Source organism: Pseudolactococcus yaeyamensis, assembly GCF_054658615.1.
This window is the reverse complement of the sequence record NZ_BAAGGP010000011.1, coordinates 16,889-40,666: the sequence shown is the minus strand read 5'-3', so window position 1 is coordinate 40,666 and position 23,778 is coordinate 16,889. Positions and strand designations below refer to the sequence as shown.

Annotated in this window: 22 protein-coding genes and 2 pseudogenes; 19 read left to right on the top strand and 5 right to left on the bottom strand. The window is 40.5% G+C overall.

Features of this window, described 5'->3' with window-relative positions; translation table 11 throughout:
• Window positions 1-212: 212 nt before the first annotated feature.
• From ACYQ21_RS03740 to ACYQ21_RS03730, 3 genes are all read left to right on the top strand, one after another.
• Window positions 213-575 (top strand): Asp23/Gls24 family envelope stress response protein, encoded by a 363-nt coding sequence (locus ACYQ21_RS03740; protein WP_460055309.1) that lies wholly within the window; start codon window positions 213-215, stop codon window positions 573-575.
• A gap of 1 nt (window position 576) precedes the next feature.
• Entirely contained in the window at window positions 577-2,259 is a 1,683-nt protein-coding gene (locus ACYQ21_RS03735; protein WP_460055307.1) for a DAK2 domain-containing protein, read from the top strand.
• Window positions 2,260-2,439: 180 nt separating this feature from the next.
• Window positions 2,440-3,798 (top strand): FAD-dependent oxidoreductase, encoded by a 1,359-nt coding sequence (locus tag ACYQ21_RS03730; RefSeq protein ID WP_460055304.1) that lies wholly within the window; start codon window positions 2,440-2,442, stop codon window positions 3,796-3,798.
• A 57-nt stretch (window positions 3,799-3,855) separates the two neighbouring features.
• On the opposite strand, the gene ACYQ21_RS03725 is transcribed toward ACYQ21_RS03730, so the two are convergent.
• Window positions 3,856-4,134, bottom strand: coding sequence for a hypothetical protein (locus ACYQ21_RS03725; RefSeq protein ID WP_460055302.1), 279 nt, complete (start codon window positions 4,132-4,134; stop codon window positions 3,856-3,858).
• 223 nt (window positions 4,135-4,357) lie between these two features.
• On the opposite strand from ACYQ21_RS03725, the gene ACYQ21_RS03720 reads away from it, so the two are divergent.
• Together ACYQ21_RS03720 and ACYQ21_RS03715 are read left to right on the top strand one after the other, a co-directional pair.
• On the top strand, window positions 4,358-5,521 hold the full coding sequence (locus ACYQ21_RS03720; RefSeq protein ID WP_460055299.1) for a glycoside hydrolase family 88 protein: 1,164 nt from the start codon (window positions 4,358-4,360) through the stop codon (window positions 5,519-5,521).
• 106 nt (window positions 5,522-5,627) lie between these two features.
• Complete coding sequence (locus tag ACYQ21_RS03715; RefSeq protein ID WP_460055297.1) at window positions 5,628-7,409, top strand: glycoside hydrolase family 35 protein; 1,782 nt, start codon at window positions 5,628-5,630, stop codon at window positions 7,407-7,409.
• A gap of 19 nt (window positions 7,410-7,428) precedes the next feature.
• On the opposite strand, the gene ACYQ21_RS03710 is transcribed toward ACYQ21_RS03715, so the two are convergent.
• Window positions 7,429-8,136: a GntR family transcriptional regulator gene (locus ACYQ21_RS03710; protein WP_460055294.1), complete on the bottom strand. Its 708-nt coding sequence runs from the start codon at window positions 8,134-8,136 to the stop codon at window positions 7,429-7,431.
• A gap of 296 nt (window positions 8,137-8,432) precedes the next feature.
• On the opposite strand from ACYQ21_RS03710, the gene ACYQ21_RS03705 reads away from it, so the two are divergent.
• From ACYQ21_RS03705 to mutS, 14 genes and pseudogenes are all read left to right on the top strand, one after another.
• Window positions 8,433-9,353 carry a PTS mannose/fructose/sorbose transporter subunit IIAB gene (locus tag ACYQ21_RS03705; RefSeq protein ID WP_460055292.1) on the top strand — a complete coding sequence of 307 codons (921 nt, stop codon included), beginning with the start codon at window positions 8,433-8,435 and terminating at the stop codon, window positions 9,351-9,353.
• A gap of 9 nt (window positions 9,354-9,362) precedes the next feature.
• A pseudogene (locus ACYQ21_RS03700) lies at window positions 9,363-10,162 on the top strand (PTS mannose/fructose/sorbose/N-acetylgalactosamine transporter subunit IIC).
• Window positions 10,149-10,973 carry a PTS system mannose/fructose/sorbose family transporter subunit IID gene (locus ACYQ21_RS03695; RefSeq protein WP_460055290.1) on the top strand — a complete coding sequence of 275 codons (825 nt, stop codon included), beginning with the start codon at window positions 10,149-10,151 and terminating at the stop codon, window positions 10,971-10,973. The pseudogene ACYQ21_RS03700 and the gene ACYQ21_RS03695 overlap by 14 nt, the downstream one beginning before the upstream one ends.
• A gap of 89 nt (window positions 10,974-11,062) precedes the next feature.
• Window positions 11,063-11,296, top strand: coding sequence for a PfkB family carbohydrate kinase (locus ACYQ21_RS03690; protein ID WP_460055288.1), 234 nt, complete (start codon window positions 11,063-11,065; stop codon window positions 11,294-11,296).
• Window positions 11,297-11,521: 225 nt separating this feature from the next.
• Complete coding sequence (locus ACYQ21_RS03685) at window positions 11,522-11,752, top strand: PfkB family carbohydrate kinase (protein ID WP_460055286.1); 231 nt, start codon at window positions 11,522-11,524, stop codon at window positions 11,750-11,752.
• Between the two features lie 63 nt (window positions 11,753-11,815).
• Window positions 11,816-12,625, top strand: coding sequence for a gluconate 5-dehydrogenase (locus tag ACYQ21_RS03680; protein ID WP_460055284.1), 810 nt, complete (start codon window positions 11,816-11,818; stop codon window positions 12,623-12,625).
• Between the two features lie 57 nt (window positions 12,626-12,682).
• Window positions 12,683-13,330 (top strand): bifunctional 2-keto-4-hydroxyglutarate aldolase/2-keto-3-deoxy-6-phosphogluconate aldolase, encoded by a 648-nt coding sequence (locus tag ACYQ21_RS03675; RefSeq protein ID WP_460055322.1) that lies wholly within the window; start codon window positions 12,683-12,685, stop codon window positions 13,328-13,330.
• A 12-nt stretch (window positions 13,331-13,342) separates the two neighbouring features.
• Window positions 13,343-14,182: a hypothetical protein gene (locus ACYQ21_RS03670; protein WP_460055281.1), complete on the top strand. Its 840-nt coding sequence runs from the start codon at window positions 13,343-13,345 to the stop codon at window positions 14,180-14,182.
• Between the two features lie 2 nt (window positions 14,183-14,184).
• Window positions 14,185-15,032: pseudogene (gene kduI, locus ACYQ21_RS03665) on the top strand (5-dehydro-4-deoxy-D-glucuronate isomerase).
• A gap of 207 nt (window positions 15,033-15,239) precedes the next feature.
• Window positions 15,240-17,057, top strand: coding sequence for a DUF2264 domain-containing protein (locus ACYQ21_RS03660; protein ID WP_460055278.1), 1,818 nt, complete (start codon window positions 15,240-15,242; stop codon window positions 17,055-17,057).
• Between the two features lie 95 nt (window positions 17,058-17,152).
• On the top strand, window positions 17,153-18,844 hold the full coding sequence (gene argS, locus ACYQ21_RS03655; RefSeq protein WP_460055276.1) for an arginine--tRNA ligase: 1,692 nt from the start codon (window positions 17,153-17,155) through the stop codon (window positions 18,842-18,844).
• Window positions 18,845-18,902: 58 nt separating this feature from the next.
• Entirely contained in the window at window positions 18,903-19,379 is a 477-nt protein-coding gene (gene argR, locus ACYQ21_RS03650) for an arginine repressor (RefSeq protein WP_460055274.1), read from the top strand.
• Window positions 19,360-19,737, top strand: a complete 378-nt coding sequence (locus tag ACYQ21_RS03645; RefSeq protein WP_460055271.1) for a YlbF family regulator — start codon at window positions 19,360-19,362, stop codon at window positions 19,735-19,737. The genes argR and ACYQ21_RS03645 overlap by 20 nt, the downstream gene beginning before the upstream one ends.
• A 34-nt stretch (window positions 19,738-19,771) precedes the next feature.
• Entirely contained in the window at window positions 19,772-22,288 is a 2,517-nt protein-coding gene (gene mutS, locus ACYQ21_RS03640) for a DNA mismatch repair protein MutS (RefSeq protein ID WP_460055319.1), read from the top strand.
• 82 nt (window positions 22,289-22,370) lie between these two features.
• Here mutS and ACYQ21_RS03635 read toward each other — a convergent pair whose 3' ends face one another.
• The 3 genes from ACYQ21_RS03635 to ACYQ21_RS03625 are packed head-to-tail and all read right to left on the bottom strand — an operon-like array spanning window position 22,371 to window position 23,218.
• On the bottom strand, window positions 22,371-22,763 hold the full coding sequence (locus ACYQ21_RS03635; protein ID WP_460055269.1) for a hypothetical protein: 393 nt from the start codon (window positions 22,761-22,763) through the stop codon (window positions 22,371-22,373).
• On the bottom strand, window positions 22,760-22,954 hold the full coding sequence (locus ACYQ21_RS03630; protein ID WP_460055267.1) for a Blp family class II bacteriocin: 195 nt from the start codon (window positions 22,952-22,954) through the stop codon (window positions 22,760-22,762). The genes ACYQ21_RS03635 and ACYQ21_RS03630 overlap by 4 nt, the downstream gene beginning before the upstream one ends.
• A gap of 21 nt (window positions 22,955-22,975) precedes the next feature.
• Window positions 22,976-23,218: a Blp family class II bacteriocin gene (locus ACYQ21_RS03625; RefSeq protein WP_460055265.1), complete on the bottom strand. Its 243-nt coding sequence runs from the start codon at window positions 23,216-23,218 to the stop codon at window positions 22,976-22,978.
• Window positions 23,219-23,778: the final 560 nt, after the last annotated feature.

The window sequence follows — 23,778 nt, the reverse complement described above, 5'->3', positions numbered from 1 at the left end:
CAAAAGCTCTTTGTTTGGTTAGAACTATTTTACCGTGAAAAGACTTCACGGTTTTTTTATTAGCCGGATTGTGATAAAATGAGAGAAAAGGTGTTGCTTGGTTGGCAATAACGATCAAGTGTTGTTGAAAGACAAATAGAGTATAAAGCAGGCCTAGTCGAAAGATTGTGGGCCACTCATAACTAGCTAGAGTGTAAAGCGAGGAAAAAATTATGGCTGTGACAATTAATACAAAAAATGGGACAGTTGACATCGAAAATGATGTGATTGCAACAATTGTTGGCGCATCGACAACAGAAATTTTTGGTGTGGTCGGTATGACCAGCAAAAATACTGTGAAAGATAATTTCAAGACACTTTTGCGTCAAGAAAACTACGCCAAGGGTGTTGTCATTTCAGCTAATGACAACGGTGTTGATGTTGATATTTATGTGATTGTTTCATTTGGCGTTAAAATTTCTGAAGTCGCTAAAAATGTGCAAGAACGAGTTAAATTTAATTTAGAAAACCAACTGGGCATTACAGCGAATTCAGTTAATGTTTTCATACAAAATGTGAAAGTGGTGGCTGAATAAGATGACAAATACAATCAATGCAAGCTTGTTTCAGGAGATGATTCAAGCGGCGAGCATGCGTTTAAATAACCAAGCAGAGTATGTCAACTCGCTTAATGTATTCCCTGTACCAGATGGCGATACAGGAACAAATATGGGTATGACGATTACCAATGGTGCCAAAGCAGTCTCTGATAAACATGCAGAGACTGTCGGTGAAGTTGCGGCTATCTTGTCTAAAGGCTTGCTCATGGGTGCACGTGGAAACTCTGGTGTTATCTTATCCCAGATTTTCCGTGGGTTTGGTCAAGCTATCAAGGATGCGGATGTTTTTACCGCTGAAAATTTATCCAAAGCCTTCCAGAATGGTGTCGAGGTTGCTTATAAAGCGGTTATGAAGCCTGTTGAAGGGACGATTTTAACCGTTTCTCGCGGTGCTGCAGCATTTGCTGGTAAAAAAGCATCAAACTCTGATGATGCGGTTGACGTTTTGAAAGCAGCGCTCGAAGGGGCGAAAGTTGCCTTGGCTAAAACGCCAGATCTATTGCCAGTGCTGAAGGAAGTCGGTGTTGTCGATTCTGGTGGTCAAGGTTTGGTCTATATCTTAGAGGGCTTTGTCGCAGCGGCTACGGGCGAGTATTTGACGTCTGAAGAATTCCAAGCGACACCGGCTGTTATGGATGAAATGGTCAATGCTGAGCACCACAAATCAGTCGCAGGCCATGTCGCGACGGAAGATATTAAGTTCGGCTACTGTACTGAAATCATGGTAGGTATCGGTCAAGGGCCAACTGTGTCTAAATCTTTTGATTATGATGAGTTCCGTAATTACTTAAATGAAATCGGGGATTCATTGCTTGTCGTTAATGATGATGAGATTGTCAAAGTCCATGTCCATACAGAAGATCCTGGTATTGTGATGCAAGAAGGTCTGAAATATGGTGCGCTTGTTAAAGTTAAAGTTGACAATATGCGTGAGCAACATGATGCGCAGGTCATCAAGGAAGCAACTAATGCTGTACCTCAAGCATCAGCTGAGCCTAAAGAATTTGCAGTGATTGCGATTGCTGCTGGTGATGGTCTAGCTAAAATCTTCAAAGATATGGGCACTGACTACGTGATTTCGGGTGGTCAAACGATGAATCCGTCAACTGAAGATATTGTTAAAGCCATTGAATCGGTTAATGCACACAATGTGATTATCTTACCGAATAATAAAAATATCTTCATGGCGGCGCAATCGGCTGCAGATGTCGTGGACGTACCAGCTAAAGTTGTTGAGTCTAAAACAGTTTCACAAGGTTTGACAGCATTGCTAGCCTTTGAAGCCACTAAAACTTTAGAAGAAAATGCTGCTGATATGACTGACAATCTCTCAGAAGTGATCAGCGGTCAAGTGACGAATGCTGTTAGAGATACATCAATTGATGGTCTTGAAATTCACGAAAATGACTGGCTCGGCATGATTGACAATAAAATCGTCGTATCAGACAAAGATATGCACGGTGTCTTGACAGAGACTTTTGACAAAATGTTAGCTAGCAATGAAGAGGCAGAAATTATCAGTATCTATATCGGTGCTGACGGTAACCGTCAAATGGTTGAGACTTTGTCAGAAGAACTTGAAGACAAATATCTAGATGTTGAAGTCGAGATTTTTGAAGGTGGACAACCTGTTTATCCTTATCTTTTCTCAGTTGAATAAATGAGTTAAAAATCGTCGTCAGGCGATTTTTTTGATATCTTGAGTCACCTGAAAATTATAATCAAAATAGTAGTAATATGGCTTTCATTTTTGTATGCTAGAGGTGTAAGCCTTTTCTATTAACTGAATTCGTGATTTGACAGTTTTTAGTGTTGACAATAAATCACAAAAGGAGAATCTATGAAAGTCATTATCATTGGCGCAAGTCACGGTGGACACCAATCAGCATTGGAACTTTTGGACAAGCATCCAGATACTGATGTGACGATTTATGAAAAAGGGGATTTCGTCTCTTTCTTGTCATGTGGGATGCAGTTATTTTTAGAAGACAAAGTCTCAGGTGTTGATGATGTTCGTAACTTTAAACCAGAAGACATCGAAAAGCGTGGCGGAAAAGTCAAATCACAACATGAAGTTTTGAGTTTTGATGCTGATAAAAAAGAAGTGACGATTAAAAACTTAGTAACTGGTGACGTTTTTAACGAAACTTATGATAAACTGATTCTTTCATCTGGCGTGACACCCGCAGCTTTGCCATTACCAGGTGCGGACAAAGCAAACATTTTCTTCATGCGCAGCCGTGCTTGGGCACTTAAAATCAAAGAAAAAATGCAAGACCCTAAAGTCAAAAATGTCGCAGTCATTGGTTCAGGTTATATTGGTGTCGAAGCCACAGAAGTTTTTGCCAAAGCAGGTAAAAAAGTGACCATCATCGACATGATTGACGATGTTCTCGGCAACTATCTTGATAAAGAGTTGACCGATATCCTAGTTCCCGTTTTTGAGGCTAATGGTGTTGCCTTAGCACTAGGCGAAAGCATTACCGGATTTGCAGGTGGGGATGTCGTCACTGGCGTTGAGACAAAGACTGGTACCATTGATGCGGACCTTGTCATTGTTGCAGCAGGTGTCACACCCAACACAGAATGGCTCAAAGGATTAGTTGACCTAGAACCACGTGGTCAAATCAAAGTGGATGACTACTTGCGGACATCAGCAAAAGACATCTACGCTGTCGGAGATGCTATTTTACCGCTTAATATTGCAAGTCAACAACATGCGCCTGTTGCCTTAGCATCAACAGCCCGTCGTGAGGCGCGTTATGTTGTTCGTAATATTGAATCAGACACACCAACAGAGAAATTTCGTGGCGTGTTGGGCACAAGTGCCCTCTCAGTCTTTGGTTATAAATTTGCCATGACAGGTCTGAATGATTTTTCAGCAGCTCGCTCAGGCGTAACCGTGACAGGCAGTTTCTTCAAAGACACCTTGCGCCCAAGTTTTGTTAAAAATGATGGCAATACAGATGTCTTTGTCAAATTAAATTATGATGCAACCACACACAAGATTCTCGGTGGACAAGTGATGTCAACTTATGATGTGACAGCTCATATGAATACACTAGCACTTGCCATTACAACTGGCTTAACTCTAGAAGACCTAGCTGAAGCAGACTTCTTCTTCCAACCAGGTTTTGATCGTCAATGGTCACTTCTGAATTTAGCGGCACAAGTTGCTTTGGGTGAGACCCAGTTTTAAGCTGAAAAATCAAAAAACACCTCTGACTTCATGTTAGGGGTGTTTTAGTGTTAAAATTTAGTCTGACAGATGATTTAATTTTGCAAGTTTACGTGTTAATTCATTACGTGTCTCAACGATATCGTTTAACTTAACAAGACCGTAGATTAAACCGACGAATAGAAGACCTGTTAGAAATGACCAACCGAAATTACGCCAGTAATAACGACCACCCGTCATGGCTTGACCATCTAATGTGTACTTATTTTGGTGATAAGCCCACACGACCAAAGAAGGGACAAAAATAATACCTAAAACAGTTGCCACTTTTGCGTCTGAAATTTCATATTTCGACATAAAACACTCTCTTTCTACTCTTAATATTATATTTAATAGTAAAACATGTCAATATAAAATTTTAAATATTGAAAATATGATGGGCAGAGTAGATGAAATCAACAGGCTAACAGATAGGGTGTTTTTTTGATTTGACTAAAGTATGATAAATTATCATTTGAAATGACTTGCTATTTCCTCTTAAATCTACTACAATATAATATGTTAATATATTAAATTGAGGATGGATATGAAAAATAATAAACAAAAACTGATTTTACTTGGCGAAAAAGTTGATAATCAATGGTTAAACGAGCAAATCAATCACATCGTAGCAAGACTAAAATCGAATATGCAAACCTATCAGTTGGGTTTTCCATCTGCCTGTGCAACGCAGGGGAAATATCGAATTAAAGCAAATGATGACTGGACGAATGGCTTTTGGACAGGCATGTTATGTTTAGCATATGAATTGACAGGAGGAAAAGCGTTTTTAGAATTAATTGACAAGAATGTTAGAAGCTTTCAAGATAGACTAGATCAGCACTTTGTACTGGATCATCATGATATTGGCTTTCTGTATAGCTTGTCAGCGGGTGCTGCCTATAAAATTACGGAAAAAGAAAGTGACCGATTAACGTTTTTACAGGCGGCAGACGTTTTGGTTGCAAGATATCAAGAAAAGGGACGATTTATCCAAGCTTGGGGGAAATACGGTGATCCTAAGGAATATCGTTTGATTATTGATTCTATCTTGAATCTCCCGATTTTATTGATGGCAACAGAGCTTTCAGGAGAAGAACGTTATGCAGAAATAGCTAAAAGTCATTACGAGACACTCCTTAAAACGATATTTAGGGATAATTTCAGTACCTATCACACCTATTATTTTGATGTCAAGACAGGTGCGCCACTTCAAGGCGCAATGCACCAAGGGAATAGTCATCAGTCAACATGGGCGAGAGGACAGAGTTGGGCGATATTAGGCATACCATTAGTTGAAAGTTACCTTGCTTCTGAAAAATTGCCAGATTTTTATAGTAAAGTTGTGGCACTTTTTATAGATAATCTGCCAGAAGATTTGATACCTTACTGGGATTTTGATTTTACGGATGACAATCCGTCTGCAAAAGATAGCTCTGCAGCAGCCATAGTGGCCTGTGGCTTACTAGAAGCAGAAAAATTTGAAAGCTATCCAGATGCAAAAAAAATAGCCAAAGGTCTCATTTATCAATTAGGGGAAAAATATACGAACTGGGCTGATCAAGAAAATGAAGGCTTGCTGCAACATGGGGTCTATGCTTACGCAGAAGGCAAGGGGATAGATGAACCTAACCTGTGGGGAGATTACTTTTATTTTGAAGCCTTGATGAGACTAGTTAAGCCAGATTGGCACAGATATTGGTAAATTTAAAGATAGATGTGGCCAGTTATTATATGAACAGCGCTTCGATATTGCTTATATTGCTTGCATATCTGCAACAAATATTGAAGTGACTGGTAAGGGAGAAGTTATGAAATCATTTCAGATTAAAGAAGAATTTTTACTTGATGGTCAACCTATCAAGATTATAAGTGGTGCCATTCATTATTTTAGAATACCAACGAGTCAATGGGAGGATAGTCTATATAATCTTAAAGCTCTGGGTGCCAATACGGTCGAAACCTATATCCCTTGGAATATTCATGAACCAGTAGAAGGCGTCTTTGATTTTTCAGGTATAAAGGATATCGTGTCTTTTGTTAAACTTGCGCAAAGTCTAGGATTGATGGTCATACTGCGTCCTTCTGCCTATATCTGTGCAGAGTGGGAATTTGGTGGCTTACCTGCTTGGCTCTTGAAAACGCCTAAAATCCGCTTGCGGTCAACGGATAAAGTATTTATGACTAAAGTTGATAACTATTTTAGGGAATTGCTACCTAAGCTTCTGCCTTTACAAATCACGCAAGGCGGACCGGTTATCATGATGCAGATTGAAAATGAGTACGGTTCTTATGGCATGGAAAAAGAGTATCTACGTCAAACCAAGAAGATAATGGAAAAATACGGTGTTTCGGTACCATTATTTACGTCTGATGGCGCATGGGAAGCGGCGCTAGAAGCAGGTAGTCTCATTGAAGATGATGTGCTTGTAACAGGTAATTTTGGCAGTCACTCGAAAGAAAACGTCGCAGCCTTAGTTCAATTCATGGCGAAGCATGATAAAAAATGGCCAGTGATGTGTATCGAATATTGGGATGGCTGGTTTAACCGTTGGGGAGATCCGATTATGAAACGTGATCCGAAGGATTTAGCACAAGAAGTGAAAGAGATGTTAGAACTTGGGTCGCTCAATCTTTACATGTTTCATGGGGGAACTAATTTTGGCTTTTATAATGGCTGTTCGGCGCGTGATACGGGAAGTATGCCTCAGATTACCAGTTATGATTATGATGCCTTGTTAACAGAGGAAGGAGAGCCAACTGAAAAATATGCCTTGGCTCAGAAAGCCATCAAAGAAGTCTGTCCAGAGGTTTGGCAAGCCGAGCCACGAAGGAAACAAGTCAGACATCTAGGTAGTTTTGAGGTAAGTCAGAGTGTCTCTCTCTTGAATACAAAAAAAACATTAACACAATCAGTCACTAGTAACTATCCATTAGCCATGGAGGAAGTCGGAACGGGTTACGGCTACATGCTTTATTCAGTGGCGTTAAGAAATAACCAAAGTGAGCAAAAATTAAAGATTGTAGAGGCTGATGATCGCATTCAGATTTATCTGGATGGCGCATATCAAACAACCCAGTATCAGTCAGAAATTGGTCAAGAGTTATTAGTGGGTAATGAGCAGAATACGGAAAGTATTGCAGCAGATTTCCTAGTAGAAAACCTAGGACGTGTCAACTATGGCTTCAAGTTTAATCACAGTAGTCAAAGTAAGGGGATCAAAGGTGGTGTCATGCAGGATATTCATTTCCACCAAGGCTATCAGCAATATCCGCTTGATTTCTCCAAGGAACAACTCGCAGAAATAGACTATTCCGCGGGTCGTAATATCAAGCAGCCATCATTTTATAAAGTGATTTTTGATTTACCGGAAGTTTCAGATACGTTTGTCGACTGTTCGGCGTATGGCAAAGGTGTCGTCATTGTTAATGGGGTAAATTTAGGCCGTTATTGGCAAGAAGGGCCAACTTATAGTTTGTATTGTCCAAAAGATTTTCTTCATGTAGGGGAAAATGAGGTCGTTATTTTTGAAACTGAAGGGGTAGAAATTAAGCACCTATCATTTTCAGAAACGCCTATCTTTAATCGTTAATAAAAATAGAAGAGGTGCTCTATTGAGCATCCACTTCTATTTTTGTTTTGAAATATTTCCAGTGTTTGTAGCTCACGATATATTCGGCTACAGTTCGATTAGGCAGGAAAGTGTGTTTGACTTGTTTAACTGCCGGTTCTCGGAAACTTAAATTCAAGAGATGAGAGAGCTCAGCATCATCTGGAAAGATAATTTCATTGGTCTCGACTGATGGCATTAAAAAGAGGTCAATACCGAAATCGTCAAGAATTTTTTTGTAGACACTGGCATAATCAGAAAGATTTTTTGATAGCGGTGTTTTAACGAGATGATTAGGGAGGTGTGTAAAGTGAATAAGAAAAGGGATATCATCAAAAAAGCGAACACGTTTAATTTGGTAATAGCTATCATTGGGCTTTAACCCCAAAGCTTTAAGTATTTCGGGTTGATTGTCTTGTTTGATAGAGAGTACTTTAACTGTTTCATGGTCATGTGAGTGAAGTTCAATATCAGAAAATTTGACATTCTGAGAAACTTTTGACTTTGAAACATAGGTGCCTTTTCCTTGGACGCGGTATAAATAGCCGGCCGTTGTTAGTTCGTTAAGTGCTTTGACCGCTGTAATTGAGCTGACACTATATTTTTGTTTGATGTCGGCTTCGGAATAAAATTTATCTCCGAGGGTAAATTGGTGATTTTTTAGCTCAGATAGTAAATCTTGTTTAATTTGTTCATATTTTGGAATCAATAGATTACTCCTCTAACTTTATCTTTTAATAATAACATGTTAATCTATAGTTTGCAATTAAGAACTTTTTTGAAAATTAATTTGAATATCTTATATTTAATAGATGTAGCCGTCAAGTACTAAAAAATAATATCAAAATAGGACACTTATTTTTTGTTTTTCGAGATAGAAATAAACTGTTAATAGATTTTAAATGAAGTATTAACATATTAAGTTGACAAAGTAGTTAATATGTTATACACTGTATTTGCAAGGGAATAACATGTTAAATAAAGCGCTTGCGCAAAAGGAGCTAAATGAGGAATATAGTATTGATTAGCCATGGTTCTATGGCTAGAGGTGTACGAGCTAGTCTTGAGATGATTATTGGACATCAGGATTATCTTCATGTGGTAGAGTTGCCAGAAGATGGTGACGATATTCAGTTTGAAAATGCTTTGAACGACAAAATGAAAGCGCTTAATGGTTCGACTTTAATCATTGCTGATTTACTGGGCGGCACGCCGTGTAACGTTGCGCTGAAACACTATTCGGACCTTTCAACGGTTGATGTTATTGCAGGAATGTCTTTGCCATTAGTACTTGAAGCGGCAGTCAATGAGACGCTAACGGTGGATGGCTTGGTTAGTTTAGGGCAACAGTCTGTTGTCAATGCCAAAGGGGCTTTGAAAGAAGTTACTACAAAAGAAACAGAGCAACTTGATTTGAGCGAATTTGAGGCCTATCAAGGCAAGGCGAATATCGTGAACACGAGAATTGATGAGCGCTTAATTCACGGTCAAGTCGCAGGTATTTGGACAACGAGTTTAAATACGCAGCGTATCATCGTCATCAATGATGCTGCAGCGACGGATCCACTTCAAAAATCATCACTTCGTATGGCTGCCCCATCTACCATGAGATTATCTGTTTTATCTGTTGCAAAAGCTGCTGAGACGATTAACTCTGGAAAATATGGCTTACAACGTCTCTTTCTGCTCTTTAAAAATCCAACAGATGTATTAGCTTTTATCAATGCTGGTGGCCAATTAGAAACTTTGAATGTTGGCAATATGAGTTATAAGGAAGGATCGAAGGAAGTAACTAAGAGTATTAAGATAATGCCTGAAGAAGAGAAGGTTTTCAAAGAAATTTCTGGAAAAGGTATCAATATTAGTGCGCAATTAGTTCCGAGCGAGCCATCAATTGATTTTATGGCAAAATTAAATAAAATTTAGGAGAGAACAATGCATTTAACAGTTATACAAATCATTTTAATCACACTATATGCCTTCATTGCGATTAATGATTCTTTGATTTCAAATTCGTTGACACAGCCAGCGATTGCTGGTATGATTTCCGGTTTAATTATGGGAGATTTGAAGACAGGTTTAATGGTCGGGGAACACTTCAACTCATGCGTTTAGGCATTGCAGCTTTTGGTGGGGCTTCTGTACCAGATTACTTTACGGGTGCAGTCTTAGGAACAGCATTTGCAATTATTTCGGGCAAGGGTGCTACCTATGGTGTTGGGTTAGCTGTTCCAGTATCTCTTTTGATGTTACAACTTGATGTAGTTGCACGTTTCTGTAATGTCTTTTTACTTCATCGTGTGGATAAAGCCATTGATAAAGAACAATACGATCGTGTTCCTAGTTTGGTTTTATCAAGTTCATTCTTTTGGGGATTGTCACGTGCACTTCCAATTCTCTTGATGTTGATTGTTGGTGATGCTGTAGTTACTACCTTGACAAATGCGGTGCCTCAATGGTTAATGGATGGCTTACGAGTTGCTGGCGGTACGCTTCCTGTGGTTGGTGTCGGTATTCTCTTACGCTACCTACCAACAAAACAATATATCCCTTATTTATTGGCTGGCTTTTTCCTAGCAGCTTATCTTAAAGTACCTATGATGGGCATTGCGATTGTTGGTTTAGTTGCAGCAATGCTAGTGTTTAAACGAGAAACGTCAAAATCTAGCCAGTCAGTAGAAGCTGGCGCTACAAGTAATCAAACTTTTGAAGGGGGATTTGATGCTGATGAATAAAGAAGAAATTACAAAAAAAGACTTGAAAAAAATGAGCTGGCGTTATATTCTTGGTAGTCAGTTAAACTGGAATTATGAACGGATGATGAGTTCTGGTTATCTTTATGCCATCCTTCCTGTATTGAAAAAATTATACAAGAAAGATAGTGAACTTAAAGATATGGCGAAGACCCATAATCAATTCTTCAATACAAATGCCATTTTTGGTAACTTAATTATGGGAATTGATATTGCGATTGAGGAAAAAGAAGGCTATAAGGCTAAAAAAACTATTGTTGCTTTAAAAACAGCTTTGATGGGTTCGCTTGCAGGTGTTGGCGATTCGCTTTTCCACGTCATTTGGGGCACAATTTTTGGTTCTGTTGCGGGAACTTTGGCGCTTCAAGGTTCAGTTGTTGGCTGTCTGCTATGGATTTTAGCGAACATCGCTTTACTGTTTGGTCGTGCGGCGCTTTTGCCACTTGGTTATAAGCAAGGTGTCAAGTTAGTAACGACCTTAAAAGATAAATTACAAGCGTTTACAAATGCTGCGACAGTCCTTGGAGTAATCGTTATTGGCGCTTTGATTCCGACTGTTATTAAAGTAGCGACACCGTTGGTTTACAAACATAATGGAGTTTCGCTTGCCATGCAAACAACCTTGGACGGTATATTGCCTGCTTTAATTCCAGTTCTTCTTACTTTATTGACTTATTGGATGCTAGGGCAAAAGAAACTAAATTCAACTCGCGTGATTTGGATTGTATTGATTCTAACGATTATCTTAAGTGCATTTGGCATCTTAGGCGCGCCGCTTCCGCCAGGAAAATAGAATTTACGAAGCCCATTTTTGGGCTTTGAATGTTTCTATAGGGGAATTTTTTGTCCATCGTGAAATAGTTTTGAAAGAAAGTGGAAGAAATGTCGGAATGTATCACAATTGGTGAGCCTTTGGTGGATATTCGCTTCAGACGAGCTGGATTTGCCTTTGGATTAGCTTGTTCAATTCAAAATATTTTGGCTGGGGCAGAGTTAAATATTGCGATTGGTCTTGCGCATTTGGGGTACGATACGGCTTATGTGGCAAAAGTTGGTCAAGATTCTCTGGGGAATTTTATTAAAGCAGAACTTGAGAAATCGGGTATTGGCGGATAGGTTTATCACACAAGTTTCAGACTATCCAACCGGGTTTTACTTGAAGGAAAAAGTATCAGATGGCGACCCTAAAGTGGAGTATTTTCGGAAAAGGATCTGCCGCTGCTCATTTTGACTTAGAGCAACTGACAAATGTAGATTTGTCGCAAATTAAGGTTGCGCATCAGAAGGTAAGTTTTTGACAGGTTTATCAAGATTGCAGATTTTTACCTGAATCAAAGTGATATGACGCAGACGGTCATCATAAAAAATGGCAGTGAAGGTGCTTATGTCAAAAGTAAAAATGGGGTGGCATTCACTGTTGAAAGTTATCAAGTTGCACATGTCGTTGCTACTGTGGGCGCAGGCGATGTTTTTGCGGCCGGTCTGATTTCAGGTTTACTTGATCAAGAAAGTATCTGTCCAACGTGCCTGTGCTATTGGGGCATTTGCGGTGCAATCGGTTGGAGACAATAATGGCTATCCAAACCGTCAAGTACTTGACGCATTTATGCGTCAACAGAATTAAAGGAGAAAAAAATGACACAAGATACAATGAATCAATTTTCATTAGAAGGAAAAATTGCCCTCGTAACTGGTGCAGTTTATGGGATTGGGCTCGCGCTTGCGGCGGCTTACGCTGAAGCTGGGGCGACAATTGTTTTTAATGACCGCAGTTCTGAAGGTGTCAAAAAAGGGCTCGTAGCCTATGCCGAACTTGGCATCAAAGCACATGGCTATGTCTGTGATGTTACAGACGAAGCAGGTGTGGCTGTGATGATTTCACAAATTGAAAAAGAAGTGGGCGCAATTGATATCCTTGTTAATAATGCTGGCATCATCAAACGTATTCCGATGATTGAAATGAGCGCTGAAGATTTTCGCCAAGTGATTGATATTGATCTTACCGGCCCATTCATCATGGCGAAATCAGTTATTCCTAGTATGATTAAAAAAGGTGGTGGCAAAATTATTAACATTTGTTCCATGATGTCTGAGCTTGGTCGGGAAACAGTGTCAGCTTATGCCGCAGCAAAAGGCAGTTTAAAGATGTTGACCAAAAATATCGCCTCAGAATATGGGCAATATAACATCCAATGTAATGGGATTGGTCCAGGCTATATTGCAACGCCACAGACTGCACCGCTCCGAGAAATTCAAGCGGATGGTAGTCGTCATCCCTTCGACTCTTTCATTATTGCCAAAACACCAGCAGAGCGTTTGGGAACAGCAGAAGCCCTTCAAGGCCCAGCTATTTTCCTCGCGTCCCCTGCTTCCGATTTTGTCAATGGTCATGTGCTTTATGTAGATGGTGGTATTCTTGCTTATATCGGTAAACAACCAGAATAAGGTTCATGTTTGTTAGAAGAAAGAATTGAACAGATGATGTTAAAAAAGGGAGAGAAGATGCAAAGAGCAGACTTACTCGAGAAAGTTATTGATTCAGGAGTTGTTTCCGTTGTCAGAAGTGACACGCCAGAGAATGCCATCAAATTGGTTGAAGCTGTTGTTGCTGGCGGTATTAAAAGTATTGAGTTGACTTACTCAGTGCCACAGGCAAATACAGTTATTGCCCGTTTGGTCGAACAGTATGCTGAGACAGATGTCATCATAGGTGCTGGAACGGTGTTAGAAGCAACTTCAGCACGTCTAGCCATCATTTCAGGCGCACAATTTATCGTGAGTCCATCGTTTAATAAATCAGTTGCTAAAATCTGTAACCTTTATCAGATTCCCTATGTGCCCGGGATATTTACCCCAAAAGAAGCACAAGAAGCGTTGACCTATGGCTCAGAGCTCATCAAGCTTTTTCCGAGAGATATTGCCAGCGCTCAAATGATTCGAGATCTGAAAGGACCGTTTCCCTATCTCAATATTTTACCATCGGGAGGCGTAAGTGCCACTAATGTATCCGAATGGTTTGAGGCAGGTGCAGCAGCTGTTAGTGCGGGTGGCGGTGTGACTGCGCCGGCAAGCAATGGGGATTATGAAGCTGTCACAAAAAATGCACGAGAATTGATGTCGGCTTTTCATCACTCTCAAGCTAACCACTAGAAAAGAGATAAGATGTTAAGGCTTGACATATTGAATCAAGATCAACAGGTCGTGATTGGCAAAGTTGATCATGACAAGTTACCTGCACCATTTTCCGTGCAGCATGAAACGCTCTGTACTTTGGGGATTAAGGATTATGTTTATCAAACTGGCGATCAAGTTCGCTTGAAAACAGATGAGACAGGCTATTTCATGGTTCAGTTAGATGAAACCTTGGCACCCTCTTTGATTTATTTACCGCAGCAAGAATGGCTTTTTAAAGTGCCATTGGCAGAGAATTTGAGTCGCTCATCTGTTGAAACAGCTTTTCAGTCTCACCGTCATCATCTCATGATAAGAAAAGCCTATGATTTTGAGATAAAACAGTATCAAAATTTGAGTTTTAATGCGCATGACCAAAAGCAAGATTCCGGCGCTTTCCTCCATGCCTATGCAAATGTTGAAACGCGTGATGATTCGGTCTTTTTCGCCAAAAATGCGATTGATGGGAAATATGCCAATCATTCGCACGGCTCCTATCCTTTTGCTTCTTGGGGCATCAATCAACAAGCGGATGCAAGTCTGACGATTGACTTCGGGCGCTGGGTTGAGATTGATCAGATTGCCCTTTTGTTTAGAGCAGATTTTCCACACGATAGTTACTGGGAAAGTGTGACAATGCTACTTTCTAATGGAGAAACATTGGTATTTTCAACGCGTAAATCGACAGATTTCCAGCGCTTGACATTTCCTACGGTCAAAACAAAATGGGTCACACTGAAAAAATTAGAAAAATCAGAAGATGTGTCACCCTTTCCTGCGTTGACACAAATTGAAGTTTTTGGGAAAAATATTGAAGAAAGAGAAATTTGAAAATGGTAAAACAAACCTTACGGACACATTACGCACATGCACCAAAAGATATTGAACGCTATACAACTCAGGAATTACGTGAAGCGTTTTTGATTGAGGAGATTTTTACACCGGGGGTACCATTCGCTTAACTTATACGCATCATGACCGTTTAATTTTTTGGGGTGTGACACCGTTAGATGAAGTGCTTGAGATTCATTTGGATAAGGAACTAGGCGTGGCTTATTTCTTGGAACGTCGGGAGCTTGGTGTCATCAATATTGGTGGTGCTGGTCTCTTGTGGATTGATGGCGAACGTTTTGAGATGAAAAATCAAGATGGTTTTTATATTGGCAAAGAAACGCGTGATGTCAAGTTTGAGAGTATTGATCCTGAGACACCTGCAAAATTTTATGTGGCATCAAGTCCAGCACACCACAAATATCCAAATGTTAAAATTTCAATTGATGACATTGAACCACTTGAAACAGGTGCTTCAAGTAGTATGAATGAACGCAAGATTTATCAATATATTCATCCAAACGTCTGCGACTCTTGCCAACTCCAAATGGGTTATACGCATTTAGCGCAAGGCAGTGGCTGGAATACGATGCCGTGCCATACGCATGAACGCCGTATGGAAGCCTATGTTTATTTTGATCTTGAAGATGACAATAAAGTCTTTCATTTGATGGGGAAACCAGATGAGACCAAGCATTTAGTTGTTGGAAATGAGCAGGCTGTCATCAGTCCGAGCTGGTCGATTCATACTGGCATCGGGACAAGTAACTACACCTTTATCTGGGCCATGTGTGGGGAAAATATCACCTATACAGATATGGACCTTGTTGGCATGGACGAGCTGAAATAATAAACTCAATTAAGTAAATAAAGTAAACATGTTGGGCTATTTTCCGCCACTTCTTCGTTGCCAAGTCTTAACGTACACCTGTACGTCTGCACCTCGTCGTCTCGAATTGACAAAAAATATCTCAAACATGTTGTACACTTTCTTTACTTAAATGAGTATAAAAATATCTCTTGGCAGACCTTGAGATATTTTTTGTGAGGAATGAGTATGTTAGAAGAACTAAGAGAGCTGAACTGGGAATCTTACGATGAGGTGAGGCAAGGTTTCTTGTTGATGATGGTGCCTTTTTCTGAAAAATTGAAAGCAGGCACAGGACATCTCAAGGTAGGAAATCATGGCGCTATTTATGATGAAGAAACCAGCGAAATGGAAACTTTTTGTCGGCTGATTTGGGGGATTGGGCCATTTTTGGCAGAAAATGATGATGACAGTTTAAACCAGCAATTATTGACAGGATTGGCAGCAGCTTGCGACCCAGAAAGTGATGTGTATTATGGCGAATTGACCGATTATCATCAAAAATTTGTTGAGATGGCGGCGATTGCAGTATGTTTTTTACTAGCCAAAGCAAAAACGTGGGATGTTTTGTCACAAGACCAGCAAAAAAATATAGCGGTCTGGCTTTTACAGATAAATCAACATAAAATCCCTAAAAATAATTGGCGTTTCTTTAGAATATTGGTCAATGTGGCCATGAAGAAAATGGGCATGCCACATGAACAAAATCGGATTGATGAAGATTTTGCGTGTATTGAGGCGTGCTATGCAGGAGATGGCTGGTATTTTGATGGCAAAGAAACGCAGTTTGATTACTATATTTCTTGGGGGTTTCATTTTTATAGCCTGATTTATGTGAAAGTCATGGGAGAAGAAGATGCTTTGAGAGCCACACAAATGACCTCCCGTGCGATTTTGTTTGCTCAGAGCTACCAATATTGGTTTGATAAGTCTGGTGTTGCGATTCCTTTTGGTCGAAGTTTGACTTATCGGTTTGCACAGGTAGCTTTTTGGGGAGCGCTTGCTTTCGCAGATATCGAAGCACTATCTTGGGGCGTTATCAAAGGGCTTTTTGCTCGAAATATGAGGGCGTGGCTGCAAGAAGCGATTTTTACAGAAGCTGATTTTTTGAGTGTTGGTTATGCTTATGAAAATCTAAATATGGCTGAGGGCTATAATGCGTCAGGTTCAGCTTATTGGGCGTTCAAGAGCTTCATTGTTTTAGCGATTCCGAGTGACCATCCTTTTTGGCGGGAAAAATCGCTACCAACAAATTTGTCAGCAAGGATAAAAGCGGTGCCAAGTGCGCGATATTTAATTGAACATGTCGGGCAGTCAGAACATGTCCTACTCTATCCAGCGGGGCAATTTATCCAAGACCAAAGTCATGCCCCAGCCAAATATGGCAAGTTTGTCTATTCAACGCATTTTGGCTTTAGCGTGCCGAAAGGTGGTGACACTTACGCTGCGGGTGCTTATGATAATGTCCTTGCCGTTAGTGAAGATGGGAGCTACTTTCGAGCGAAAGGTTTAGATACTGATTTTGAAATCAGAACTGACCAGATTATCCATCACTGGCAACCGATGACAGGTGTCGCCATCAAGAGCACGATTGTTCCCTGTGGGCACGCACATGTCAGGATTCATGAAATTGATACAAAGCGTGAGGTGATTTTGTATGATGGCGGTTTTTCAGTAGCCTTACATGAAGAAAGGACTGTTTTAACGCAATCATTAGCGCAAGTTGATACAACAATCGGACAAAGTTTAATCAAAAATATTTTGGGTTTTAATCAAGCAGAAATAATTCGACCAGAAGTCAATACCAATCTGCTTTATCCACGTACGATTTTACCAGCTTTGTCAGTGAAATTACCGCCGGGAAAACATCTCTTAATCAGTCTGGTTGCAGGTATCCCCCAAGGACAAACACAAGACTTGCCACACGTCCATTTGACTAAAAAAAGAGTTGAAATTATCCAAGAAAATCAAAAATTAGTTAGCGTGATTTTGAAGTCGACAGATTGAAAGTTGTGTTCACGCATTACAAAAAATTCACGCAAGACACTCAAAAATATGGTAAAATGTAGTAAATACTCTATTTTAAGGACTTGATTATAATTATGAATGATAAACAATTAGTATCCCAAGCGCTTGCAGCTGTTTTGGATAATGCTTTAAGTATCGATGATATCAGCAACTTGCTTGAAACGCCTAAAAAATCTGAAATGGGAGACTTAGCTTTTCCTGCTTTTTCATTGGCGAAAACTTTACGCAAAGCACCTCAGATGATTGCGGCTGATATTGCAGAGAAAATCTCATCAGATGGCTTTGATAAAGTCGTTGCAACTGGTCCTTATGTCAATTTTTTCCTAGATAAATCAGCAACAGCGACAGCTGTCTTGTCAGAAATTTTATCAGAAGGTACAGCTTATGCGACTTTAGAGCAAACTGGCGAGAATGTTGCCATTGATATGTCGTCACCCAACATTGCCAAACCTTTCTCAATCGGTCATTTACGCTCAACAGTGATTGGGGATGCCTTGGCTAAGATTTATCAAAAAATAGGCTATAATCCAGTCAAGATCAACCATTTGGGCGACTGGGGTAAGCAGTTTGGGATGTTAATCGTTGCTTATAAAAAATATGGCGATGAGGCAGCTATCCGTAAAAATCCGATTTCAGAATTGCTCAAACTCTACGTACAAATCAATGCTGAGGCAGCGGATGACCCGACAGTTGATATTGAGGCGCGTGATTGGTTCCTTAAACTTGAAAATGGAGATGCGGAAGCCTTGGCATTGTGGCAATGGTTCCGTGATGAATCTCTGGTTGAGTTCGACCGCATCTATACGGAATTAGGTGTTGAATTTAACAGCATGAACGGTGAAGCCTTCTATAATGACAAGATGGATGAAATCATTGATATCCTATCTGAAAAAGGATTACTAACAGAATCTGAAGGTGCAACTGTTGTTGAGCTTGAAGGTTTTGAAAACCCAGCTTTAATCAAAAAATCAGATGGCGCAACGCTTTATATCACGCGTGATTTGGCTGCGGCCCTTTACCGCAAACGGACTTATAAATTCGCTAAATCACTCTATGTTGTCGGTCAAGAACAGTCTGGTCATTTCAAACAGCTCAAAGCTGTTCTTAAGAAAATGGACTATGACTGGTCGGACGATATCTACCACGTGCCATTTGGCTTGGTCACAAAAGAAGGTAAGAAATTGTCAACGCGTAAAGGCAATGTCATCTTACTAGAACCAACGCTACATGAAGCAGTCAAACGTGCTCAAGCGCAAATTGATGCGAAAAATCCTGATCTTCCTAATAAAGCCGCAGTTGCCCACGCTGTTGGTGTTGGTGCCATTAAATTCTACGATTTGAAAAACGAGCGCCTCAACGGCTACGACTTCAACTTAGAGGAAATGGTCTCATTTGAAGGTGAAACAGGTCCTTACGTCCAATATGCGCATGCGCGGATCCAATCAATTTTGCGCAAGGCTGACTTCCAACCGGATGCAGAGGTAGGCAAAACCCTTGCCCTAACAGATGATGAAAGCTGGGAAATCATTAAGTTATTGCAAGCATTCCCTGACGTTATCGCAAGAGCAGCACGGACTTTCGAGCCCTCAGCCATTGCCAAATACGCCATTAATCTTGCGCAAGCCTTCAACAAGTACTATGCCCACACGCGGATTTTGGATGAGAATGCTGAGAAGGACGCACGCCTCGCTTTGGCTTACGCCACTGGTATCGTCTTGAAAGAAAGTCTCAGACTTTTAGGGGTTGATGCGCCTGAAGAAATGTAAACTCTTCGCGATAGAAAAGGTAAAAGCATAATGATTCAGCTTATGCTATAATAAGATTATGAAGAAATTAGAACGTCAAAAGATTATTCGACAGTTAATCCAAAATCATAAAATAGAAACGCAAGAAGAACTCTCGCAACGTCTTTTAGAAAAAGGGATTACAACGACTCAAGCGACTTTATCACGAGATATTCGTGAGCTTGGGATTATTAAAAATCGTTATGAAGAAGGCAGTTTTTATACCGTTTTTGACTATGAAGGTGAACTTGAAAATACCGGTTTGATTCGCACGGCTATGAGCTTAATGGATACTATGTCAGCTTATGTCATCAGTGTGAGTCGTGCCATGTTCATCATTGTCGTTCGCACTGGTTTAGGAGAGGCGGATTTGGTCGCAGATGCTATTGATACGTCGAATCGTTCAGATGTTTTAGGGACGATTGCGGGTGCAGATACCTTGCTTATCACCTGTCAAGATGAGGCAAGTGCCGCAAACTTTGAAAGAGACATCCAAAATGCCATCCAACCACATTGATGACCCAACCGCCGATTATGAGCAATCCCTTGCGGCATTACTAACGCAAGTTTCGCAGCACCCCACAATTCTTGCCTTTCAAGCGGCTGAAAAACGCTTGAAAGCAGCTAAAGAGTTGTATGCGCTTGAAGTTGAGATGAAAGACCTAGCTCAACAAGCTGTCTTGTTTAAAAAAATAGACAAAGTCAAGGCTTATCAAGAGACCATGGCGCGTTCAAAAGTGATTGAGTCAGAGCTCAATGATACGCCCTTGATTGTGGATTACCGCCGCAAGTTGGTTGCCGCAAATGACCTCTTGCAACATCTCTTACAAACCCTAGAAACACAAATTAACGAGGAACTTTATCGTGACAACTAAAGCCGTAACATCACCTGAAAAAATCTCCCCCGGCATGCAGCAGTATCTGGATATTAAGCAAGATTATCCAGATGCTTTTTTGCTATTTCGGATGGGCGATTTCTATGAACTCTTTTATGACGATGCTATCAAAGCAGCGCAAATTCTAGAGCTTACTTTAACTTCGCGCAATAAAAACGCTGTCAATCCGATACCAATGGCAGGCGTGCCGCACCATAGTGTTCAGCAGTACATTGATATTTTGGTTGATTTGGGCTACAAAGTCGCCATTGCTGAGCAGATGGAAGACCCGAAAAAAGCGGTCGGCGTGGTCAAACGCGATGTCGTGCAGGTTGTGACGCCAGGTACTGCTGTTGATGCCCTCAACACTGGCAAGGAAAATAATTTCCTTGTCGCAATTGATAGAACTCAAACAAGTTACGCCTTCAGTTACTTGGATTTGGCAACAGGGGAGTTCTTTGTCACATCGCTATCTGATTTTGATGCCGTAGTAGATGAAATCTCTGCTCTTAAAGCACGAGAAGTGGTTGTTGGCTATGATTTGTCATCTGAGGAGGTACAACGCCCAATCCTTGAAACTCAGCTCAACGTCCTTGTCTCACAAGAATTGATAGGCTTTGACAATGCCGACTTGATTGATTATCGTTTATCTGACCTAGAAATTTCAGTGGCTTCAAAACTTTTGAATTATGTCATGACAACGCAGAAACGTCATCTGACGCATTTGCAGGCGGTCCAGCATTATGAAATCAAAGATTTCTTGCTCATGGATGCTGCTAGCAAGAAAAGTCTGGACTTACTTCAAAATGCACGGACGGGTAAAAAACACGGCAGCCTATACTGGTTACTGGATGAAACCAAGACGGCTATGGGGACTCGGATGCTGCGGTTCTGGATTGATAGGCCCTTGGTTAGTGTCTCAGCTATTCAAAAGCGTCAAACTATCATTCAGACCTTTTTGGACCACTTTTTTGAGCGCTCTGACTTGACGGAAACGCTCAAAGGGGTTTATGATATTGAGCGGTTAGCCTCGCGTGTTTCCTTTGGTAAAGCAAATCCGAAAGACTTATTGCAACTGGCTAACACGTTGTCGAATGTTCCAGCGATTAAGGGTGTGTTGACAGAGATGAAGGTTGATGTTTTGACTCAGCTCATTGAGCAATTGGACCCGATGCCTGACTTGTTTGAACTGATTACATCTGCTATTGACCCTAACGCCTCAGCTACAATTACTGAAGGTAACATCATCAAAAATGGCTTTAATACAACTTTAGATGAGTATCGTGTGATTATGCGAGATGGCACGACTTGGATTGCGGAACTTGAGGCCAAAGAGCGTGAAAACTCTGGCATTAATAATCTGAAAATTGATTACAATAAAAAAGATGGCTACTATTTCCATGTGACCAATTCAAACCGCGAGCAAGTGCCTGACCATTTCTTTCGGAAGGCAACGCTGAAAAATTCTGAGCGCTATGGTACTGAGGAGTTAGCACGTCTGGAAAGTCAGATGTTGGATGCACGTGAAAACTCTGCTAGTTTAGAGTATGACCTCTTTTTACAGGTTCGTGATCAGACCGAAACTTTCATTTCTCGCATTCAGAAATTGGCCAAAACCATTGCTGAAATAGATGTGCTACAATCATTAGCTGTCGTCGCAGAAAACAACCATTATATCCAGCCGGACATCATTAAAAATGGGCAAGAAATTCAGATTATCAATGGTCGCCATGCGGTTGTTGAAAAAGTGATGGGTGCTCAGGAATATGTGCCAAATTCGATTGAATTTGATGAGGAGACGATGATTCAGCTGATTACTGGGCCGAATATGTCAGGTAAATCGACCTATATGCGAGAGCTTGCTTTGACCGTTGTCATGACACAGATTGGCAGCTTTATCCCGGCAGAACAGGTTCAACTACCGATTTTTGATGCCATTTTCACGCGAATCGGTGCAGCGGATGACTTGATCAGTGGTCAGTCGACCTTCATGGTCGAGATGATGGAGGCTAATCACGCCATTCGTCGGGCGACCAAAAATTCGCTGATTTTATTTGACGAACTCGGTCGTGGCACGGCAACCTATGACGGCATTGCGCTGGCTCAGGCGATTGTCGAGTATATTCATGAGCATGTCGGCGCTAAAACCTTGTTTGCGACACATTATCATGAACTTGTCACGCTGGAAAATAGCCTGCAGCATTTGAAAAACGTCCATGTCGCGACGCTCGAAGCGAATGGTGAGGTGACCTTCCTCCATAAAATAGAGTCAGGACCAGCCGATAAATCTTACGGCATACATGTGGCGAAGATTGCTGGCCTGCCTAGCCCACTCTTGAAACGTGCTAAGGTGATTTTGTCAGAATTAGAAGCAGACACGCCGAAATTGCAAACTGAGACGGTCGTTCAAGAAAGACCAACTGAGATGCAGCAACTTGATTTGTTTGCAGGATCAGATGAGTTGGCAGATGCTGTCCGAAATATTGATATTATGAATTTAACGCCGATGGAAGCCATGAATCAGCTTTATGAATTGAAGAAGTTGGTGTGAAGAACACAAAATTAAAAATGTATGAAATTCGGTTTAAAAGATTGATTTCATACATTTTTTTGATTTTTGCATTAATGTCATTTCATCGTTGCCAAGGGAAAACAATTTTTATACCATTAATAATCGCAACGGCCATAATCATAACTGCTTCAAAATAGATTATGATAGCGACGAATAGTTCGGACACTGATTCAATGCCGAGAATGATATAGACAAAGCTTTCAGAAATTGCAAGTAATGCAAAAACAGTTACAAATGTTCGCCAGCCATAGGTAAAAAGTTCTTTTCCTTTTAGTGCTTTCTGAATGATAAACAAGGCTCCCAAAGTCGAAAAAACCAAGTAAGCTGTTATAAAGAGAAATTTTTGGATTGTAAAATCATCTTTAAAAATGAAAATACAGATCAAGAAGAATAAAGTTGATAATAAACAAGTAATACTCAGAGACTTAATAAGTCTAATTTTTCGATCAGTCATCGCGAATATACCACGCCCAATAACGCCCCGTAAGCTGCTCCAAAAAGCATACCATAAGGGCCATAAGGTGCGCCATAAAGGGCTCCAGACATTGCCCCCCCTACGGCATTACCAGCTTTTTTGCCTCCTCCGACTGCCTCTGACAATTCATCATCTGTTAATTCATAAAAATTTGCATTTTTAAAGTTCATATGATATTCCCCTTATTTAATTTAAAAACCGTATCTGGCAATACTGTAAACTGCTAATCCAAATTTCGCACCTAATATGGCACCGAATCCAGTTCCAAGTCCTGGCACAATACTGCCAATACTAGCCCCGACCGTTGCCCCGGCTATCGTAGCTTTACCTAAATCAGTAGCTGTTCCGCCACCTTCAACCATCATCATCTCATCTTCAGTAAGTGTTGAAAAGTTATTAAGTCCTGCTACGTTGTTTAATGTTTTGTTTGTCATATTTATAATCATTCCTTTCGCGCTCCGCACTCAGGCACAACACTGAATGAAAAAAAGTGTTGCTTCAAGTTTGGAGTTTTCTTCTATTTTTTGTTAAAATATCCTTGGAGGAGCGTAAATATACTACAAATCACGGGGAGGAGAATAAGTGCGAAACTTGTTTCGACCTTGCATATTTATAGGTGTAGCTTAGCTTTACAAGAACAACTAAATGTGTCATTGAGCACGAAAACTTATGTTTGTATATTCCACTCCGTTACACTGTCCATTCTCGCTACGCAACTAAAGTTGCTAGTCGAATGGCAAACGACTCGTTTGTAGAGAGCCTCGCAGTCAATGTCTTCGTCTCCTCTAATTTTTTAGGAGGAAAACAGCTTTGTTAAAAATCGTGTTCCCAATTTTTAGGATTGATGTTCTTAAAACTAAACATCTCCGATTTTTAACTTCACCAAATCATCTCAAGAAACGATCTGAGCCACTTAAAAGCTTACTGCTTATGAGTTCGTTTTCTTGTAAAAAACGTGTTAAAACTTAAATTTTGCAGATTATTAAATACTAAA

Coding starts and splice junctions, on each gene's coding strand:
- argR (WP_460055274.1), top strand. CDS start 18,903: ATGAAGAAATTAGAACGTCAAAAGATTATTCGACAGTTAATCCAAAAT.
- ACYQ21_RS03735 (WP_460055307.1), top strand. CDS start 577: ATGACAAATACAATCAATGCAAGCTTGTTTCAGGAGATGATTCAAGCG.
- mutS (WP_460055319.1), top strand. CDS start 19,772: ATGCAGCAGTATCTGGATATTAAGCAAGATTATCCAGATGCTTTTTTG.
- ACYQ21_RS03685 (WP_460055286.1), top strand. CDS start 11,522: ATGACGCAGACGGTCATCATAAAAAATGGCAGTGAAGGTGCTTATGTC.
- ACYQ21_RS03660 (WP_460055278.1), top strand. CDS start 15,240: ATGTTAGAAGAACTAAGAGAGCTGAACTGGGAATCTTACGATGAGGTG.
- ACYQ21_RS03720 (WP_460055299.1), top strand. CDS start 4,358: ATGGATATGAAAAATAATAAACAAAAACTGATTTTACTTGGCGAAAAA.
- ACYQ21_RS03695 (WP_460055290.1), top strand. CDS start 10,149: ATGCTGATGAATAAAGAAGAAATTACAAAAAAAGACTTGAAAAAAATG.
- ACYQ21_RS03740 (WP_460055309.1), top strand. CDS start 213: ATGGCTGTGACAATTAATACAAAAAATGGGACAGTTGACATCGAAAAT.
- ACYQ21_RS03725 (WP_460055302.1), bottom strand. CDS start 4,134: ATGTCGAAATATGAAATTTCAGACGCAAAAGTGGCAACTGTTTTAGGT.
- ACYQ21_RS03690 (WP_460055288.1), top strand. CDS start 11,063: ATGTCGGAATGTATCACAATTGGTGAGCCTTTGGTGGATATTCGCTTC.
- ACYQ21_RS03715 (WP_460055297.1), top strand. CDS start 5,628: ATGAAATCATTTCAGATTAAAGAAGAATTTTTACTTGATGGTCAACCT.
- ACYQ21_RS03635 (WP_460055269.1), bottom strand. CDS start 22,763: ATGACTGATCGAAAAATTAGACTTATTAAGTCTCTGAGTATTACTTGT.
- ACYQ21_RS03675 (WP_460055322.1), top strand. CDS start 12,683: ATGCAAAGAGCAGACTTACTCGAGAAAGTTATTGATTCAGGAGTTGTT.
- argS (WP_460055276.1), top strand. CDS start 17,153: ATGAATGATAAACAATTAGTATCCCAAGCGCTTGCAGCTGTTTTGGAT.
- ACYQ21_RS03730 (WP_460055304.1), top strand. CDS start 2,440: ATGAAAGTCATTATCATTGGCGCAAGTCACGGTGGACACCAATCAGCA.
- ACYQ21_RS03625 (WP_460055265.1), bottom strand. CDS start 23,218: ATGACAAACAAAACATTAAACAACGTAGCAGGACTTAATAACTTTTCA.
- ACYQ21_RS03630 (WP_460055267.1), bottom strand. CDS start 22,954: ATGAACTTTAAAAATGCAAATTTTTATGAATTAACAGATGATGAATTG.
- ACYQ21_RS03680 (WP_460055284.1), top strand. CDS start 11,816: ATGACACAAGATACAATGAATCAATTTTCATTAGAAGGAAAAATTGCC.
- ACYQ21_RS03705 (WP_460055292.1), top strand. CDS start 8,433: ATGAGGAATATAGTATTGATTAGCCATGGTTCTATGGCTAGAGGTGTA.
- ACYQ21_RS03645 (WP_460055271.1), top strand. CDS start 19,360: ATGCCATCCAACCACATTGATGACCCAACCGCCGATTATGAGCAATCC.
- ACYQ21_RS03670 (WP_460055281.1), top strand. CDS start 13,343: ATGTTAAGGCTTGACATATTGAATCAAGATCAACAGGTCGTGATTGGC.